The sequence below is a fragment of the Methylobacterium sp. SyP6R genome, from assembly GCF_019216885.1.
Classification (GTDB): Bacteria; Pseudomonadota; Alphaproteobacteria; order Rhizobiales; family Beijerinckiaceae; genus Methylobacterium.
This window is the reverse complement of sequence record NZ_JAAQRC020000001.1, coordinates 4,297,744-4,313,436: the sequence shown is the minus strand read 5'-3', so window position 1 is coordinate 4,313,436 and position 15,693 is coordinate 4,297,744. Positions and strand designations below refer to the sequence as shown.

Below are 15,693 nucleotides of genomic sequence, written 5' to 3'. Positions count from 1 at the left end.
CTGCCGCAAGCGGCAGCACCTCAGGATGAGGTTGAGGGGAGGAAAGCCGATTCAGCGATTTCATGTTCCTGCCGTATGTTATTATTGCGCTAAACAGCGTTCTGTTTTGAATTTTATTTGATAAAGCAGTTCCCGTTTCACCGCAAAATTCTCTAGCCGGTTCGATTCCCACTCTCGCATGCAAACCCAAGGAGACGCCCCATGGCCATCACCCGCCCGAGTGCCGCCCAGGTCCGCGAGCTCGCCGCCAGCCTCTACATGTCGATGTCGCACGAGGAGGCCGCCGCCTACCGCGCCCTGATGGACGCCTCGTTCGACGCCTACGACGTCGTCGACGCCCTGCCGGACCACATCCCGCCGGTGAAGTATCCCCGCACCCCGGGCACCCGCCCGAGCCCGGACGAGAACCCGCTCGGCGCCTGGTACTGGAAGAGCGAGGTGAAGGGCGCCGATACCGGCAAGCTCCAGGCTAAGACCGTGGCGCTCAAGGACAACGTGGCTCTGGCCGGCGTGCCGATGATGAACGGCGCCTCGACCCTGGAGGGCTTCGTGCCCGCGTCCGATGCCACCATCGTGACCCGGATGCTCGATGCCGGCGCCACCATCCTGGGCAAGGCGGTGTGCGAGCACTTCTGTCTGTCGGGCGGCAGCCACACCTCGGATCCGGGGCCGGTCCACAACCCGCACCGGATGGGCTACTCGGCCGGCGGCTCGTCCTCCGGCAGCGGCGCCCTGGTGGCCGCCGGCGAGGTCGATCTGGCGATCGGCGGCGATCAGGGCGGGTCGATCCGCATCCCCGCCTCGTATTGCGGGATCTACGGCATGAAGCCGACCCACGGCCTCGTGCCCTATACCGGCGTGATGCCGATCGAGACCACGATCGACCATACCGGCCCGATGACCGCGAGCGTCGCCGACAACGCCCTGCTGCTCGAGGTCCTCGCCGGGCCCGACGGGCTCGATCCGCGGCAATACGCGCCGCAGGTCGCCCCCTACACCGAGGCGCTGAAGAAGGGCGCGAAGGGCCTGAAGATCGGCCTCCTGACGGAGGGCTTCTCCGCCCCCGGGATGCAGGAGGCGGTGGCCGACAAGGTCCGGGCCGCGGCGGCCCGGTTCGAGCGCCTGGGCGCCACGGTCGAGGAGGTGTCGCTGCCGGCCTACCGCCTGGCGGCCTCGGTCTGGACGCCGATCGGGCTCGAGGGCCTCACCCAGCAGATGATGCTCGGCAACGGCATGGGCTTCAACTGGAAGGGCGCCTACGATGTCGGCCTGTTCGACGCCCACTCGGCCTGGCGCGACCGCGCCGACGACCTCTCGGAAACCTTGAAGATCTCGATGCTGATCGGCCAGTGGGGCCTGACCCATTACCGCGGCCGCTACTACGCCAAGGCGCAGAACCTCGCCCGCAAGGTGCGGGAGGACTTTGCCAGGACCTTCGCCACATACGACCTGCTGCTCTGCCCGACCCTGCCCTGCACCGCCACCAAGCTGCCGGAGAAGGGGGCGCCGCTGGAGGAGATCATCGTGCGGGCCTTCGAGATGGTCGCCTCGACCTCGCCGATGGACGTGACCGGCAACCCCTCGATGTCGATCCCCTGCGGCCTCGTCGACGGCCTGCCGGTCGGCCTGATGCTGACAGCAAAGGACTGGAACGAGAGCGCGATCTACCAGGCCGCCGCCGCCTTCGAGGCGGCCGGCGACTGGAAGACGTTCTGAGGATCCGCCGGTGAAGACGATCAGCGCCATCCTCCGCGCCAGGCCGGGTGCGGAGGAGACCTTGCGGTCCGCCCTCCTCGACGTGGCGGCGCATGTCGCCGTGAACGAGCCCGACACGGTCGGGTTCTTCGTCTCGCAGGATGCCGGCGACCCGACCCGCTTCACCACCTACGAGCGGTTCACCACCGCTGCGGCGATGGACCGGCACAACGGCTCGGACGCGGTGGCGCGGTTCTTTGCCATCGCGCAACCGATCCTCGACGGCGAGGTGATCCTCGTGACCGCCGACGAGATCTCGGCCAGGTGATCGGCGAGGTGATCGGCCAGCTGATCGGCCAGGTGATCGGCAAAGCGATCGGAGACGCGAGCGTCTACGACACCCTGATCGTCGGCGCCGACAGCGCCGGCTGCGTCCTGGCGGGTCGGCTGAGCGCCGATCCGGCCCGTCGGGTGCTGCTGCTCGAAGCGGGCGGCGAACCGCCGCTCGGCGCCGTGATCCCGTCCGACTGGCCGGGCCTGTTCGACACCGCGGTCGATTGGAGCTTCCACACCGAGCCCCAATCCGGCTGCCGCCACCGCCGGATCTTCTGGCCCCGCGGCCGGATGCTCGGCGGCTCGGGCTCGCTCAACGCGATGATCTACATGCGCGGCCTGCCCTCGGATTACGACGGCTGGGAGGCGATGGGCTGTCCCGGCTGGAGCTGGCACGACGTGCTGCCGGATTTCCTGGCCACCGAGGACAATCGCCGCTTCGGCAACCATCCGCTGCACGGCACCGGCGGTCCGCTGCCGGTCGAGGATTGCCCCTATCGCGACGAGGGCGAGACCCTCTGGCACGACGCGGCCGTGGCGGCCGGCCACCCGGCGAATCCGGATTTCAACGGCGGAAGCCAGGAGGGCGTCGGCTTCTTCCAGCTGACCACCAGGGGCGGCGAGCGCTTCGGGACCAAGCGGGCCTATCTCGATCCGGCGCGGGCGCGGCGAAACCTCACCATCGAGACCGGCGTGCTCGTCACCCGCATCGTGATCGAGGGCGGGCGCGCGGTCGGCGTCGAGTACCTGCGCAACGGCCGGCCCGAGCGGGCGCTCGCCGGTCAGGTCGTGCTGGCGGCTGGCGCCATCGCCTCGCCGCATCTCCTGATGCTCTCAGGCATCGGCCCGGCGGATGCGCTCGGGGAAGTGGGCGTCGCGCCGGTCCACGACTTGCCGGGGGTCGGCCGGGAGCTGCAGGACCATCCGGCCATCACCCTCGCCTTCGCGGCGAAGCGCCCGATCGGCGTCGGGGCCCTGGACGCGGCCGAGAGCTTCGGCGAGTGGCAGGCGTACCGCACCGGCCCGCGGACCTCGAACTGGGCCGCGGCCGGCGGCCACGTCGCCAGCCGGCCCGGCATCGAGCCCGACCTCCAACTCTACGGCATCGCCGCACCGCACCGCGATTACGGCCGCTTCCTCTATCCGGATTCCGGCTTCACCCTGTTCGCGGTACTGCAACGGCCGGAGAGCCGCGGCACGATCCGCCTGCGCTCGGCCGACCCGGTCATGGCGCCGGCGATCGACCCGCGCTACTTGAGCGACGAGGGCGGCCGCGACCTCGCCACCCTGGTCGAGGGCGTCAGGATCAACCGGGCGATCGCGGCAACCGGCCCGCTCGCCGACGTGATCGCCCACGAGCTGAGCCCCTCTGCCGAATGCGTGAGCGACGAGGCGATGGCCCGCCACGTCCGCGGGCACCTCGCCTCGCTCTACCACCCGTCGAGCACCTGCCGGATGGGCACCGATCCCGGGGCGGTCGTCGATCCGCACAGCTTCGCGGTCCACGGCCTCGACGGCCTGTTCGTCGCCGACGCCTCGGTATTTCCGCGAATGATCTCCGCCAACCTCAACGCCACGGTGATCCTGGTGGCCGAGCGGGCGGCGCGGGCGCTGGCGGGCTGAGACGGTCTCGGAGCCGCGATGATACACCGAATCGGTCCGGCATCCGCAAGCGAGAAACGGGACTCTCGAGCGCTCTCAAGCGAGGTCCACCGGCCGCCGCGCATGCCAGTCCGTGACCTGCTGGATCGCGTGGCCGGCGCGGCACAACAGGGCCTCCGACAGATGCGGACCGACGAGCTGGACGCTCAGGGGGAGTCCTGCCGCGTCGATCCCGGCCGGGAGGGTGATCGTGGGGCTGCCGGAGAAGTTGAACGGCGCGGTGAAGCGCAGGAGGCGCAGCAGCACCTCCGGGTCCTGGCCGAACTCCGCCATCCGGGCAAGGCTCGGCACCGGAACCGGCATGGTCGGCACGAGGAGACAATCGACCTCCTCGAACAGGGCCGCCAGGGCGCCCGAAAAGGCGAGGCGCTCGTGGTAGATCGCGCCGAGCGTCTGGCCGGTGACGGCGCGTCCCTCCTCGATCAGCCCGGCGAGGTCGGGGCCGTATTCCGCCGCCCGCGCCGGATAGGTCTCCCGATGGGCGAGTGCGGTCTCGACCGCGCAGAACGGGATCCAGCCGCGCACCAGATCGTCGGTCGGCGGCATCGCGACCTCGCGGATCCGCGCGCCGCTCTCGCGCAACGCCGCCTCGATGCCCGCAAAGGCGGCGATCACCCCCGGGTCGATGCCCTCGGTCGTGAAGCGCCGGTCGATACCGACGGTGAGGCCGCGGATCGAGCCGCCGGTCGCGTCCCGGTAATCGTCCACCGGCGCCTGCAGCGCCGTCGGGTCGTGCGGGTCGGCGCCCGCGATGACGCCCAGGATCGCCGCCGCGTCGGCGGCGCTGCGGGCCATCGGGCCGACATGGTCGAGGGAGGCGGCGAGCGGAAAGACCCCGTGGCGGCTGACCCGGCCCCAGCTCGGCTTGATGCCGGTGAGCCCGCAGGTCGCGGAGGGAAAACGGATCGAGCCGCCGGTGTCGGAGCCGAGCGCGCCGTAGCACAGCCGCGCCGCGACGGCCGCGCCGGATCCGGTCGAGGACGAGCCGACCCAGTGGCCCCGGCTCCACGGGTTGAGCGGACCCGGATTGTCCGGATGGTGGCTGGTATAGGCGCCCTCGGTCATCGCGAGCTTGCCGAGAATCACCGCCCCGCCCCGCTCCAGCCGCTCGACCACGGTGGCGTCGGATGCCGGCACCCGGCTGCGATGGATCGCCGTGCCGGCCCCGGTGGCGGCGAATCGGGTGTCGCACAGGTCCTTGATGCCGAGCGGCACGCCGTGCAGCGGGCCGCGGCTGATGCCGCGCACCGTCTCCCGGTCCGCCCGCGCGGCCGCGGCGAGCGCATGGTCCGCGGTCACCGTGGTGTAGCTGCGATACTCGCCGTCCAGGGCGCCGATGCGCGCGAGCATCGCCGCCGTCACCTCGACCGCGCTCACCTGTCGGCGGCGGATCGCCCCGGCGAGGGAGACCAGGGATTCGTCGTGCAGGGTCGCGGACATCGGTAGCCTCCCGCCTTTTACGGTCGCATCCTTCCCATAACCCGAGTGCCCGTCTTGCCCCGGCGGGTCATGCCGCTTGGCCTGTGACCGTCAGCGTTCGCCAAGTCCGGCATCGGCATTCCATGTCTGGCATCGGCATTGCTTGAACCGTTGCGGACGCACGGCGCGTGGCCGGGGGTGCCACGCCGCCCGGAACCGCGCCGCGAGAAGCCGGAGGGACCCGTCATGGCATCGCTCACCCCCTCGTTGGCCACGCCTGCCTCCCCGCCCGCCGCGATCACCACCTTCGACACCAACGTCCTCGCCGAACCGTACCGCTTCTCCTACTGGCGCGACGCGATCTCCGCCCATTTGAGCCCGTCGGAGACGACCCGGAGGGTGCCCGACCGGCCCTTCGCGGCGCGGCTGCGCAAGGTCGCGTTGGGCAAGGTGAACCTCTGCGACATCCGGTTCTCGCCGATGGCGAGCCGCCGCGACGCCGCCTGCCTGCGGCGGATGCCGGACGACGACGTGTTCGTGGCGCTGATGAAGACCGGCACCGGCCGGCTGGTCCAGGACGACCGCTGCGCCCTGCCCGCCGTCGGCGACCTGGTGATCTACGATTCGGCGCGTCCCTTCCTGTGGGAGTTCGAGCAGGACACCCAGATGATCATCGCCCGGATCGCCCGGCGGCAGATGGCGGCCCGGCTGCCCGACCTGCCCCATCTGGCGGCCCGGGTCGTCCGGCCCGGCCAGCCGCTCGCCTCGACCATCGCCCACACCATGACCGACATCGTCGAACTCGAATCGCCCCTGAGCGAGACCTGCTCGCAGCGCCTCGGCAACTCGTTCCTCGACCTGCTCACCGCCTCGCTGGAGGCGAGCCTGACGGCGCCGGGGCGCCGGATCGCCGACGAGGACCTGGTGCGCCAGGCCAAGACCTTCCTCATCGCCCATATCGAGGATCCGGACCTCGACCTCGCCACGGTGGCGAGCCGCCTCGGCGTGTCCCTGCGCACGCTCTGCCGCGCCTTCGCGGCGGACGGCACCACGGCGATCCGCTGGCTGTGGCAGCAGCGGCTGGAACTGGCCCACCGGCTGCTCGCCGAGGGCCAGGCCCGCAATGTCGGGCAGGTGGTGATGCAATGCGGCTTCAGCGACTTCTCGCATTTCAGCCGCGCCTTCAAGAAGGCCTACGGGGTGATGCCGAAATCGGTGTTGCGGCCGGCGGGATGATCCAGCAGGGACGACGACTCGTCGGTCCGAGCGGTCCTCGGAGCCTGCTTGAGCACGGTTTTATACCGAAGACTTGAGAAAGGTTCGAATTTCCGACCCCCCACCTCATCCTGAGGTGTCAGTCGATCGACGATCGACTGACCTCGAAGGAGGGCTCCAGGGATCGCGGAGGCTTCTGGAGCCCTCCTTCGAGGCTCCTTTCAGTCGCACCTCAGGATGAGGTACTGGGTAGGATATCTCCCAAATAATCTCATGAATTTTTCATAAATTTCTGCTCAGACAGGCTCTCAGTATCAGGTGAAAGGGTAGAAAATCTCATATTCGCCCTCAGTTTCCAGCAGATCTACGCGTTCAAACCGGCTCTCAGACCACTTCGCCCCTCAGATCACCTGGACCTTTGTGCCGACGGGCACGAAGCGGTAGAGCTCGATCACATCGTCGTTCAGCATCCGGAAGCAGCCGGCCGAGGCGGCCCGGCCGATCGAGCGCGGGTCGGTGGTGCCGTGGATGCGGTAGAGCGTGGAGCCGAGATAGAGCGCCCGGGCCCCGAGGGGATTGCGCGGGCCGCCGGCGACGTGGCGCGGCAGGCCGGGCCGGCTGCGCCGCATCTCCGGCGTCGGCGTCCATTGCGGCCATTCCTGCTTGGCAGTAATCGTCTGCATCCCCTTCCAGGTCGTGCCGGGGCGCCCGACCGCCACCCGGTACCGGACGGCCGTGCCGTCGCCGCGCACGAGGTAGAGCAGGCGCGCCGCCGTATCGACCACGATGGTACCGGCACTTTGCGCGCCGGGATAGGCGACCACCTTGCCGCGCCGCAATGCCGGCACGGGCGGAGGAGCGAGGCGCGGTGCCTCGGCCCCCGGCAGCGGCTCGGCGGGAAGCGCGGCCACGCGCATGGAATTTTCTGGCGCGGCCACGCGCATGGGAGTTTCCGGCGCGGGGGCGGAGGCCGCGGGAGACGGCGCGGCGGGCGCGATCGGCGCCGGGGCGACCGGCCCGGACGGGGGCGGCTCGGGGGCGAGCGAGGCCAGGCGCATCGGCGCCTCCGGCAGCGGCAGGGCCGGGACCGTCGGGGTGCCGGCGGGCGGCGCCTCCGCGGCGACCGGCTGGCGCGGTGCCCCGATGGCGGCGGCCGGGCGCGAGCGGCAGCGATAGACGCGCCGCCCATCCGCCCGCATGGTCACTGCACCGATCGCGTCGACCACGATCTGCCGGGCCTCCGCATGGGTGCCCGTGCGCAGGTCCTCGTCCGAGCGGAAGCAGCGCATGTGGAGACGGTAGCCGATCGCCGTGTCGGAGACCCTGTCGATCCGGCAGCGCAGATCGTGCGCGTCGAGCCGCGCCTCGGCGGCGGGTTTGAGCCGGATCTCGAAAGCCCGCGGGCTCGCCGGATCGGCGCAGTCGCGCAGGCTCGGCGCCCACCAGCCCGCCGGCGACTCGTCGGCGCTCATCGCCTGGGCGACGCCGGCGCTGCAGAGGAGAAGGGCGGGCAGGAGCCGGCCGAGACGTCGCATCGTTGGGGGCTTTCCGGGCAGGTCCGTGACGGGCGGCAGGGTCGGCGGAGGGCTCACCGGGGGGGCGGGCCGCTCGCCGCGGCGACGGCGCGGAAGCCGGCAGCCTGCGGGGCGGTGCCGATCACCACGAATCCGCTCCAGCCGGCGCGAGGCGCGGGTCCGCCCGGCGCGGCGTCGGCGATCAGCGCGACGCGGACCTCCCCGCCGGATCGGCTCTGGTCCCGGGATGGCGGCGCCTCCGGCGCCTCCTCGAACAGGCCCGATCGCAGGACGAGCGGCGCCTCCTCGACGAACGAGGCCGGCGGGCGCGCGGCGACGCGCAGGGCCGCCATACGGGTACCGAGCCGGTCAAGAGCGAGGCGGATCGGCTTGGCCCGCGGCGCGTCCAGGGCCGCCAGCGCGGCCTGCGTATCGCCCTGCGCCGGCACCACGTGGACGACGCGATAGCCGCGCGCCTTCAACTGGCGCAGCAGGTCCGGCAGGATCGCGACGGTCCGGGGCTGGATGTCGTGAAGCAGGATGATCCCCCGCCCCGCCGCATCGAGGCGCTTGAGCACCCGCGCCATCACCGCCGCCGGGGCGATCCGCTTCCAGTCGTCGCCGTCGACGTCGATGCTGAACGGCACCAGCCTCTGGGCCGCGGCGTAACGGTCGAGGGCGGCGCCGTGACCGAGGCCGGGGAAGCGGAAGAACGGCGACAGGGACGGCGCCGCGTCGTCGGCCAGGACGGTACGGGCGGCCGCGAGACCGCCGTTGATCTGGTCGCGCCGCACCGTCTCGCTGCGGATCCGGTTCAGGTATCGGTGCGACCAGGTATGGGTCGCGATGGTGTGGCCCTCGGCGGCGGTGCGGCGCAGGGTCTCGGGAAACTGTGCCACCATCGTGCCGATGACGAAGAACGTCGCCTTCACGCATTCCGCCTTGAGGGCGGCCAGCACCGCGTTGGTGCGCCGGGGCAGCGGGCCGTCGTCGAAGGTCAGCACCACCTCGCCGCGCTCGAGCGGCAGAGTGCGCCCGTAGCTCGCCCGGCCGACCGGCCCTTGCGCGAACGGCACTTCGAGGATGCGCGCGGTGCCGAGCGCCTCGGGCCCGCATTCCCCGGCCGCGGCGAGGGCCGGCGGCAGGCACAGGATTCCGGCCAGCAGCAGGAGCTTGAAGCAACGCACGTCCAAACCCCGCCACACCGGTCGATCGCCTGAGGAAATTTCTCATGCAAACCTGAGTCGCCGGTAAACGGGCCGTCGTCCTGACGCAGTCGCTACGGAGCCGGATGGCGGGATGCTCCTGCGGCTCGCAAGCAGGCTTTGCCGGCATGGCATGGTTAATCAGAATTAATACAGGCCTAGAGCGTGTCTCTCGCGACAAATGAACTTGAAAGCACAGGCCATGACCGGCCGGATCGACGCGGCAGCGCAGGTCATCGGGGCCTTTGAACGGGCCTTCGGGTTCGTCGCCGATAGGACCGAGCGTTCGCCCGGCCCAAGGATGGGGACTGGCCCCACGCCCGGTACACGACAGGAACTGCTTGCACCGTCGCCAACCCCTCCCGCCCACGATCTCATCGTGAGGTGCGAGCGCAAGTGAACCTCGAAAGAGGGCTCCAGATAGACCTGAGACGTCTGGAGCTCTCCTTCGAGGTCAGTCGATATACGACCGACTAAAACCTCAGAATGATGTTGAGGGTTGGAAAGGACCGGTGCCGAGAGGGAGCAAAGCCGTCGTGTCCTATGCCGTAGTCCGGCCGAGCGCACCGGCGCCGCTCGCCCGGGCAACCTTGCCCGTCGAACGGAGACACGACGATCTGATTTTCGATGATTGAGAGAAGTGGCGCGCCCGAAAGGATTCGAACCTCTGACCCCCAGATTCGTAGTCTGGTGCTCTATCCAGCTGAGCTACGGGCGCCCGATCGAAGATCGTGTCTCCGACTATGTGACGGTCGGTGCCGGGATGGTCCGGACATGACCGTGATCGACAAGAATAAAATGGCGCGCCCGAAAGGATTCGAACCTCTGACCCCCAGATTCGTAGTCTGGTGCTCTATCCAGCTGAGCTACGGGCGCCTGACCGGGGGGAGCGGTGCGCCCCGCCGGTGAGGTGCGGTCTAAGGGGTCCGCTCTGGCTTGGCAACCCCTATTTCGCCGGCGGAAGAGGGGGCGGCTCGCGCGGCCCCCTCCCCACTCAGAAGCCCGCCTGGGTGACGAACTTGGTGTTGAGGTAGGCCTCGATCGCCTCCGAGCCGCCCTCGCTGCCGTAGCCCGAATCCTTCACGCCGCCGAAGGGCGTCTCCGGCAGGGCGATGCCGTGGTGGTTGATCGACATCATGCCGCTCTCGACCCGCGTGGCGAGCTTGGTCGCCGTCTCGGCCGAGCGGGTATAGGCGTAGGCGGCCAGCCCGTAGGGCAGACGGTTGGCCTCCGCGAAGGCCTCCTCGTCGTCGGAGAAGCGCTGGATCGCGGCGATCGGCCCGAACGGCTCCTCGTTCATGATCCGGGCGTCGAGGGGCACGTCGGTGAAGACCGTCGGCTCGAAGAAGTTGCCCTGGTTGCCGATGCGCTTGCCGCCGGTGCGCAGCTGCGCGCCCTTCTGCTCGGCATCGGCGACGAAGCCCTCCATCGCCTCGATCCGGCGGCCATGGGCGAGCGGGCCCATCGTCACGCCCTGCTCCAGGCCGTTGCCGACCTTGAGGTCGCGGGAGAAGCCGACGAAGCCGTCGACGAAGGCGTCGAACACCGAATCGTGGACGAGGAAGCGGGTCGGCGCGACGCAGACCTGGCCGGCATTGCGGAACTTGTTGGCACCGAGCACCTTCACGGCCTTCTGCACGTCGGCATCGCGGAAGACGATCGCCGGGGCGTGGCCCCCGAGCTCCATCGTGGCGCGCTTCATGTGCTTGCCGGCGAGCGCGGCGAGCTCCTTGCCGATCGCGGTCGAGCCCGTGAAGGTGATCTTGCGGATCACCGGATGCGGGATCAGGTAGGAGGAGATCTCGGCCGGGTCGCCGTAGACGAGGCCGAGCACGTCGCCCGGCACGCCGGCGTCCAACAGGGCCTGGATCAGGGCGGTGCAGCTCGCCGGCGTATCCTCGGGCCCCTTGAGGATCACCGAGCAGCCGGTGCAGAGCGCCGCCGAGACCTTGCGCACCGCCTGGTTGATCGGGAAGTTCCAGGGCGTGAAGGCCGCGACGGGCCCGACCGGCTCGCGGATCACGAGCTGCATCACGCCCTCGGCGCGGGGCGGGATCACCCGGCCATAGGCGCGCCGACCTTCCTCCGCGAACCAATCCATGGTGTCGGCGCCGCCGAGCACCTCCATCTTGGCTTCCGCCACCGGCTTGCCCTGCTCCAGGGTCATGATCCGGGCGATCTCGTCGGCGCGCTCGCGCAAAAGGTTGGCGGCCTTGCGCAGCACCTTGCTGCGCTCGAAGGCCGAGACCTTGCGCCAGGCCTGGAAGCCGCGGTCGGCCGCCTCGAGGGCCTGGTCGAGGTCCTGGCGGGTCGCCACGGCGAGCTGGCTCAGGGTCTCGCCAGTGGCCGGGTTGAGGATCGGCATCGTCTGGCCGGAGGCGCCGTCGCGCCACTCGCCGGCGATGTGAAGCTTCACGTCTGGGAACATCGGGGGGCTCATCCTCGTGCCGGAGCGGACAGGCCTTGTACTTAAGGCACTCCCTCGCGGCGAGACAGGCTCCGCCGCGCACATCGGCCCGTGGCCGGCGCGCCTTGTCTGTCAGAGCACGACCTGACAGAGTTCCCGACCTCGCAGGCCTTGCCCTCAATGCGCTACGACGGCGCGGGCGATGTCCTCGAAGCGCTTCTGCGTTCCCCTGATCTGATCGTCGAGGGACTGGCGCGTGCAGGCTCCGACCGTCATGCCGTGGAAGGAAAGGCCGGCCGCCTGCTGCTTGCGGCAATCGAGGTAGTTCGGCAGCACGAAGACGGCGAAGAGGCCGAGGATCGGGAGCCCGAGCTTCAGGAGCAGCCGGACCGGCCAGGGCAGATAGGCGAAGGCGCGCTCCCGCCCGGGCTCGGCCGGCGGCCTCGCGATGACGATGCGGATGTCGCCGCGCCGGTCACCCGGCATCGCGCTGCCGTCGAGACGTTCGATCCCGCTGCCCCGGTGCTTCGCCCGCATCCCATGCCCCCAAGCCGCATGCCCCCAAGCCGCATGCCCCCAAGCCGCGTGCCACGATCACGCATGCCACGATCATGGACCGTGCGGCGGATCTCGCCGCAGCGGGATTAAATTTCCGTGCGCTGCGGCCGTCGCAGGCCCCGTGATGCGTCGCGCCTGCAATGCCCGTACCGGGCCGGCCGTGTGCGGCCGCGCACCGCGCCGAGGCGGCGGGCGGCGGCACGAAGGATGTGCCCGGACGGGCGTTCCTCCAAGACTTCCGTCCAAGATTTCCGTCCAAGACGTCCTTGCAAGACTTCGGGCCGCCCGCGAGGGCGGCGTTCTTCTGTCGGGGGCGCGTGCGGTCAGAGGGTGACGTGCAGGCCGAAGGTCTCGGGCCGGAACGGCAGCCGGAACGTCACGGCGAAGCCGTTCTGGAGGTGGCGCACCACGGTGGCGCGGCGCTTGCCGACCGTGACCAGTTCACCCACCGACGGCAGGTCGGTCGTCGCGACCGCCACGCCGCTCATCGACAAGTCGATGATCGTTCCGGGCACGATCCGGCCGTCGGCGTGGCGCACCGCGACGCTGCGGATATTCGGCACGATGCGCGGATCGCTGCGCTGGTCGGTCTTGCCGTTCGCCTGGTCGGCGAGCCAGGCGAGGCGGGCGGCGAAGCGGGTCCGGCGCTCGGGCCCGACCTCCACCGCGAGGGTGAACCCACCCGGCGCGATCGCCTGGATCACCCCCGTCACCGGGCCGACATCCTCGAGGTAGAGCGTGACGGGATCGCCCAGCAGGCCGCTCTGCGGCGCCAGCACCTCGATCGTCGCGAGGGAGAGGCTGCGGGTCTCGCAGACATGCTCGGCCCCGCCCGGCAGCAGGTAGCGGCCGCAGACCCGGATCTGGATCGGCCGGGCGCTCAGGTCCGGCTCGGATTGGGAATGCAACTTCAAGGTGCCCGCCAAGTCCAGTCAACACGCGAAGGCAGTGTCGTGCGAGGCGTGGCCCGCCGCAAGGCCTGCCGCCGCACCCGCGCCATCATCCGTCCCAAGGCTTAATGCGCGGTGCACGAGATCGGTGAGACCGACGGTTCCGATGCCGACGGGCGCCGCCCCCGGCAGGTCGAGGCGCACCGATGCGACGATCCTTCGCAGGAGGGGACGCCGGGATGGCCCGAATGATCACGAACATGGCGACAAACAGGCGCAAGAAATTCAATCTCTTCCTTCGGATCGGCGCGGTCGGCGATTTTATTCCATGATTTAACCCGCAACGAAACCGCGTTCTGACGACGGAAATCATGGCGAAACCTTATCATCCGTCGAATACGAGCGGTCCGATTCGGGGCTGATCCGTACCGGCATGCCGTCCTGCGTGAAAGACGAACCGGACGGGGGACAGGGACCGGTGGGCAGGACGCGGAAGACCGGCTCGTCGCCACCGAGGCATCGACGACCGAGCCGATCCGAGGGCTCCGTGGCGCGGGCGTGCCGCGAGCGGCCCCGGTCCGCGCGCTTCGGCAGGTTCTCGCCAATTGCCCCGAGAGGATTCCGGCCCGACGACACGGAGCACGCAATCACGACGCAATCCCGCGCCGCTATCGACGCGTCGCGTCCGGCAGGACCGGGCCGACGACACGAGCGGGATTGGAATCATGACATCGATATCGACCAGGCCGCATGTCGGCGGCCTCTTGCTGCGCGGCCTGCTCACCGCAATCTTCGTGGCGGCGGCAGGCATGAAATTCGCGGCCGTGCCGTTCGAGGTCGCGGGCTTCGCCCGCTTCGGCTACCCGCTCTGGTTCATGTATGCGGTCGGGGCGGCGCAGCTTCTCGGCGCCGTCTTGCTGTGGGGCCGCGCCACGGTGGGGTACGGCGCGCTGCTGCTCGCGGCCGTGATGGTCGGCGCCGCGTTCAGCCACCTGCGGGCCGGCGACCCGATCGTGATGGCCGTGCCCGCCCTGGTGCTCCTCGGTCTGCTCCTCGGCCTTGCCTATGCGCGCCGCGGCGAGGTGATCCCGGCGGGCCTTCAGGCCACGCGGGCGTGATCTACTCCGCGGCGAACAGTCCGGCGGGCTCCTCGGCGCCCCCCTTCGGATTGCCCGGGGCGGTCTCGCAGCCCAGAGCCGGCAGGGCGACGACGCGGTTGCCGCGGAAATCGGTGCGGCACACGGCGGCGCCGCGGCTCTCGACATAGGCGAGCAGCCGCCGCGCCCGGCCCGGCGAGCGCGAGCCGATGGCGCGGGCGAGCGCATCGTCGGAGGGGCATGGCGCGCCGGCCCGGGCAGCGCGAGCGAGCAGCAGGAACAGGCCCTGGACCTCCTCCGGCAGGCCGGCGCAGGCGGCCATCACGGCATCGGCCTCCTCGCCGTCGGCCGCCTCCCCGTCGACGCCGGCCCGCGCGATGGCCAGCCTGCGGCGGAAGCGGCCGAGATCGAGCGGCTCGCCCGGCAGCCGGCGCATCCGGCAGCGCACCAAAAAATCCTGGTAGAGCACGGCGATCGGGTGATGCGCCCCGTCCGGATCGGCGGCGATCTCACGCAGGATGTCGGCGAGCGCCGCCTCCCGCTCAGCCTCGCTCATGCTCGGCGCGACCTCGACCGGCTCCGGCGGCCGGTACTGGGCGAGTTGCTGGAGCAGGTCGGCCGGGGTCGCCCGCGGGGTCGGGGCCGGGCGGGGTGCGGGGGTCCAGACCGGTTCGTTCTCGGACGGCGTGAGGATCAGTTCGCGCAGATCGTCGCCGGAGGCCGGGCTCGGCAGGGGCACGAGCTTGGGGCTCGACGAGCGGGCCGAGGTCGCGACCGGTCCGATGGCGATCGGAAGCGGGCGCTTCGACAAAGCGGGCCCCAGCGCGATGAAGTGGCCGCGCTCGAGATCGCGGAAGCTCTCGGCCTGGCGGCGTTCGAGGCCGAGCAGGTCGGCGGCCCGCGCCATGTCGATGTCGAGGAAGGTGCGGCCCATCAGGAAGTTCGACGCTTCCGCCGCGACGTTCTTGGCGAGCTTGGCGAGGCGCTGCGTCGCGATGATGCCGGCGAGCCCCCGCTTGCGGCCGCGGCACATCAGGTTGGTCATCGCGCCGAGCGAGGCCTTGCGGGCCTCGTCCGAGACCTCGCCGGCTGCGGCAGGCGCGAAGAGCTGCGCTTCGTCGACCACCACCAGCACCGGGTACCAGTGGTCGCGCTCGGCCTCGAACAGGCCGCCGAGGAAGGCCGCGGCGGCGCGCATCTGCGCCTCGACGTCGAGGCTCTCCAGCGTCAGCACCACCGAGACCCGGTGCGCCCGCACCCGCGCGGCGATGCGCTGGACGTCGGCCTCGCCGTGATCGCCCTCGACCACCACGTGGCCGTGGGCATCGGCCAGGGTGACGAAGTCGCCCTCGGGGTCGATCACCACCTGCTGCACGTGGGGCGCGCTCTGCTCCAGGAGCCGGCGCAGGAGGTGCGACTTGCCCGAGCCGGAATTGCCCTGGACCAGGAGGCGGGTCGCCAGCAGCTCCTCCAGGTCGAGGGCGGCCGGCCGGCCGCTCGCCACCCCCATCTCGACGCTGATCGTCATCGCGGCTCCCCAGCATCATTCGCCGAAGTGACACCCGGTTCGGCGACACAATGATGCACAACAAACTGCCGAGCGGGATGGCGCCTGCCATCCCGCTCGGCGAAGGCACGACTCGTAACACGGGAGCCGGGCTCCCGATCCGCGTTCCGGACCGGGGTCCACAGGCAGTT

The 15,693-nt window shown here is 70.5% G+C and carries 12 protein-coding genes and 2 tRNA genes; 5 read left to right on the top strand and 9 right to left on the bottom strand.

The features are described 5' to 3' along the window. Positions 1-201: 201 nt before the first annotated feature. Genes HBB12_RS19850 through HBB12_RS19840 form a run of 3 tightly spaced genes read left to right on the top strand, consistent with a single transcriptional unit; the run spans position 202 to position 3,651 of the window. The gene (locus HBB12_RS19850) at positions 202-1,716 is read left to right on the top strand and encodes an amidase (protein ID WP_236990924.1); all 1,515 of its coding nucleotides are present in this window, start codon (positions 202-204) and stop codon (positions 1,714-1,716) included. A gap of 10 nt (positions 1,717-1,726) precedes the next feature. Beyond that, positions 1,727-2,023 carry a putative quinol monooxygenase gene (locus HBB12_RS19845; protein WP_236990923.1) on the top strand — a complete coding sequence of 99 codons (297 nt, stop codon included), beginning with the start codon at positions 1,727-1,729 and terminating at the stop codon, positions 2,021-2,023. Continuing rightward, a complete protein-coding gene (locus HBB12_RS19840) occupies positions 2,020-3,651 on the top strand; it encodes a GMC family oxidoreductase (protein WP_236990922.1) in 1,632 nt (543 codons plus the stop codon). Before HBB12_RS19845 ends, HBB12_RS19840 begins: the two co-directional genes overlap by 4 nt. 75 nt (positions 3,652-3,726) lie before the next feature. On the opposite strand, the gene HBB12_RS19835 is transcribed toward HBB12_RS19840, so the two are convergent. After that, a complete protein-coding gene (locus HBB12_RS19835; protein ID WP_236990921.1) occupies positions 3,727-5,130 on the bottom strand; it encodes an amidase in 1,404 nt (467 codons plus the stop codon). Between the two features lie 225 nt (positions 5,131-5,355). Between HBB12_RS19835 and HBB12_RS19830 the strand changes: the two genes are divergently transcribed. Further along, positions 5,356-6,345: a helix-turn-helix domain-containing protein gene (locus tag HBB12_RS19830; RefSeq protein ID WP_236990920.1), complete on the top strand. Its 990-nt coding sequence runs from the start codon at positions 5,356-5,358 to the stop codon at positions 6,343-6,345. 380 nt (positions 6,346-6,725) lie between these two features. Here HBB12_RS19830 and HBB12_RS34390 read toward each other — a convergent pair whose 3' ends face one another. The 7 genes from HBB12_RS34390 to HBB12_RS19795 all read right to left on the bottom strand — a co-directional run bounded on the left by HBB12_RS34390 (position 6,726) and on the right by HBB12_RS19795 (position 12,922). After that, positions 6,726-7,859, bottom strand: a complete 1,134-nt coding sequence (locus HBB12_RS34390; protein WP_336886940.1) for a L,D-transpeptidase — start codon at positions 7,857-7,859, stop codon at positions 6,726-6,728. 53 nt (positions 7,860-7,912) lie between these two features. Next, the gene (locus tag HBB12_RS19820; RefSeq protein WP_236990919.1) at positions 7,913-9,025 is read right to left on the bottom strand and encodes a polysaccharide deacetylase family protein; all 1,113 of its coding nucleotides are present in this window, start codon (positions 9,023-9,025) and stop codon (positions 7,913-7,915) included. A gap of 659 nt (positions 9,026-9,684) precedes the next feature. Next, positions 9,685-9,761: transfer RNA gene (locus HBB12_RS19815), tRNA-Arg, on the bottom strand. Positions 9,762-9,842: 81 nt separating this feature from the next. After that, positions 9,843-9,919 (bottom strand) — tRNA-Arg (locus tag HBB12_RS19810). Positions 9,920-10,037: 118 nt separating this feature from the next. Next, a complete protein-coding gene (locus HBB12_RS19805) occupies positions 10,038-11,471 on the bottom strand; it encodes an NAD-dependent succinate-semialdehyde dehydrogenase (protein ID WP_236990918.1) in 1,434 nt (477 codons plus the stop codon). Positions 11,472-11,627: 156 nt separating this feature from the next. Beyond that, positions 11,628-11,987 (bottom strand): hypothetical protein, encoded by a 360-nt coding sequence (locus tag HBB12_RS19800; protein ID WP_236990917.1) that lies wholly within the window; start codon positions 11,985-11,987, stop codon positions 11,628-11,630. A 344-nt stretch (positions 11,988-12,331) separates the two neighbouring features. Next, a complete protein-coding gene (locus HBB12_RS19795; protein WP_236990916.1) occupies positions 12,332-12,922 on the bottom strand; it encodes a PilZ domain-containing protein in 591 nt (196 codons plus the stop codon). A 701-nt stretch (positions 12,923-13,623) separates the two neighbouring features. Here HBB12_RS19795 and HBB12_RS19790 point away from each other — a divergent pair. Continuing rightward, positions 13,624-14,016 carry a DoxX family protein gene (locus tag HBB12_RS19790; RefSeq protein WP_236990915.1) on the top strand — a complete coding sequence of 131 codons (393 nt, stop codon included), beginning with the start codon at positions 13,624-13,626 and terminating at the stop codon, positions 14,014-14,016. A 1-nt stretch (position 14,017) separates the two neighbouring features. On the opposite strand, the gene HBB12_RS19785 is transcribed toward HBB12_RS19790, so the two are convergent. Beyond that, positions 14,018-15,523: an ATP-binding protein gene (locus HBB12_RS19785; protein WP_236990914.1), complete on the bottom strand. Its 1,506-nt coding sequence runs from the start codon at positions 15,521-15,523 to the stop codon at positions 14,018-14,020. Positions 15,524-15,693: the final 170 nt, after the last annotated feature.